1 protein-coding gene is annotated in these 2,372 nt (G+C 43.6%); it reads left to right on the top strand.

Annotated features, from left to right (window positions below; translation table 11 throughout):
* A partial coding sequence (locus PCY08_RS09900) for a hypothetical protein (protein ID WP_301560226.1) occupies nt 1–2,372 on the top strand: 2,372 nt, incomplete at both ends.

The raw sequence follows: 2,372 nt of genomic DNA, 5'->3' as shown, positions 1-2,372 counted from the left end.
TAACACTGGTAAAGCAACTATTACACCAACAGTTGATATTCCAGCAGGCCCAGTAACTGTTAAAGCAACGAAAGATGGTCAAACATCAGACGCAAGTGATCCAGTTCAAGCCACAGCAGCAACTCCAACAACACCAACTCAACCAGAAATTACAACAGACCTCACAGGCAAAGCCGGCACTAAGACACCAGTTGAAGTGACAGCAGAACCAGGATCTACAGTAGCCCTCTACGATAAAGATGGCCACAAGATTGGTGAAGCTACAGCTGATAACACTGGTAAAGCAACTATTACCCCAACAGTTGATATTCCAGCAGGCCCAGTAACTGTTAAAGCAACGAAAGATGGTCAAACATCAGACGCAAGTGATCCAGTTCAAGCCACAGCAGCAACTCCAGCGAAACCAACTCAACCAGAAATTACAACAGACCTCACAGGCAAAGCGGGCACTAAGACACCAGTTGAAGTGACAGCGGAACCAGGATCTAAGGTTGAGATGTATGATAAAGACGGTAACAAGATTGGTGAAGCCACAGCTGATGAAAATGGTAAAGCAACTATTACTCCAACAGTCGACATTCCTGAAGGTAATGTGACAGTTGTAGCAACCAAGGATGGTCAAACACCAGAAGCAAGTGATCCAGTTCCAGCAACAGTTGCTAAAAATCCAGAAACTCCAGCGAAACCAAGCAAACCAGTTGTCGATACAGACCTTACAGGCAAAGCAGGTACTAAGACTCCAGTTGAAGTAACAGCAGAACTAGGCACTAAGGTAGAATTGTTCGACAAAGATGGTAAGAAGATTGGTGAAGCAGCAACAGGAGCAAATGGTAAAGCAATCATCATACCAACTGTAGATATTCCAGAAGGAAATGTGACTGCTAAAGCAACGAAAGATGGTCAAACATCAGACGCAAGTGATCCAGTTCAAGCCACAGCAGCAACTCCAACAACACCAACTCAACCAGAAATTACAACAGACCTCACAGGCAAAGCCGGCACTAAGACACCAGTTGAAGTTACAGCGGAACCAGGATCTAAGGTTGAGATGTATGATAAAGACGGTAACAAGATTGGTGAAGCCACAGCTGATGAAAATGGTAAAGCAACTATTACTCCAACAGTCGACATTCCTGAAGGTAATGTGACAGTTGTAGCAACCAAGGATGGTCAAACACCAGAAGCAAGTGATCCAGTTCAAGCCACAGCAGCAACTCCAGCGAAACCAAGCAAACCAGTTGTCGATACTGATCTTACAGGTAAAGCCGGCACTAAGACACCAGTTGAAGTGACAGCAGAACCAGGATCTACAGTAGCCCTCTACGATAAAGATGGCAACAAGATTGGTGAAACTACAGCTGATAACACTGGTAAAGCTACTATTACACCAACAGTTGATATTCCAGCAGGCCCAGTAACTGTTAAAGCAACGAAAGATGGTCAAACATCAGACGCAAGTGATCCAGTTCAAGCCACAGCAGCAACTCCAGCTGTAACTCCAGTCGTGAACCCATCAGCCCTTACAGATGCCGAAAAAGCAAAAGTAGCGGACGAAGTTAAGAAAGCTAACCCAACAGCAACAGATGTTAAAGTTGGTGAAGATGGTACAGCAACCGTAACCTTCCCAGACGGTTCAACAGCAAGTTTGACACCAGCACAGACAGTAAAAGAAGCTGATAAAGAGCTTAAGGATCCAGCTGTAACCCCAGTTACAGATCCAAGCAACTTGACTGATGCGGAAAAAGCTAAAGTAGCCGACGAAGTTAAAAAAGCTAACCCAACAGTAACAGATGTTAAAGTTGGTGAAGACGGCACAACAACAGTTACATATCCAGGTGGTACAACAGCTGTTCTCCCATCAAATAAAACTGTTAAGAGATCAGTTGATAAAGAAATTAAGGATCCAGCTGTAACACCGGTTACAAATCCAAGCAATTTGACTGATGCCGAAAAAGCTAAGGTAGCAGAAGAAGTTAAGAAAGCTAACCCAACCGTAACAGATGTTAAAGTTGGTGAAGACGGCATAACAACAGTTACATATTCAGATGGTACAACAGCAACCTTAACTCCAGAGAAGACAGTAAAAGAAGCTGACTCAAATGGCGTTAATAGTCCAGCTGTAACCCCAGTTGTAAATCCATCAGCTCTTACAGATTCTGAAAAAGCTAAGGTAGCTGAAGAAGTTAAGAAAGCTAATCCAACCGTAACAGATGTTAAAGTTGGTGAAGATGGTACGGCAACAGTGACATATCCAGATGGTACAACAGCGGTTATCTCTCCAGATAAGACTGTTAAGAAATCTGCTGATAAAGTCATTAAAGATCCAGCTGTAACTCCAGTCGTTAATCCATCAGCCCTTACAGATGCCGAAA

Source organism: Streptococcus sp. SO4 (assembly GCF_030440055.1).
GTDB classification, from domain to species: domain Bacteria; phylum Bacillota; class Bacilli; order Lactobacillales; family Streptococcaceae; genus Streptococcus; species Streptococcus nidrosiense.
The sequence above is the reverse complement of the archived record's forward strand: the minus strand, read 5'-3'. Positions and strand labels throughout refer to the sequence as shown.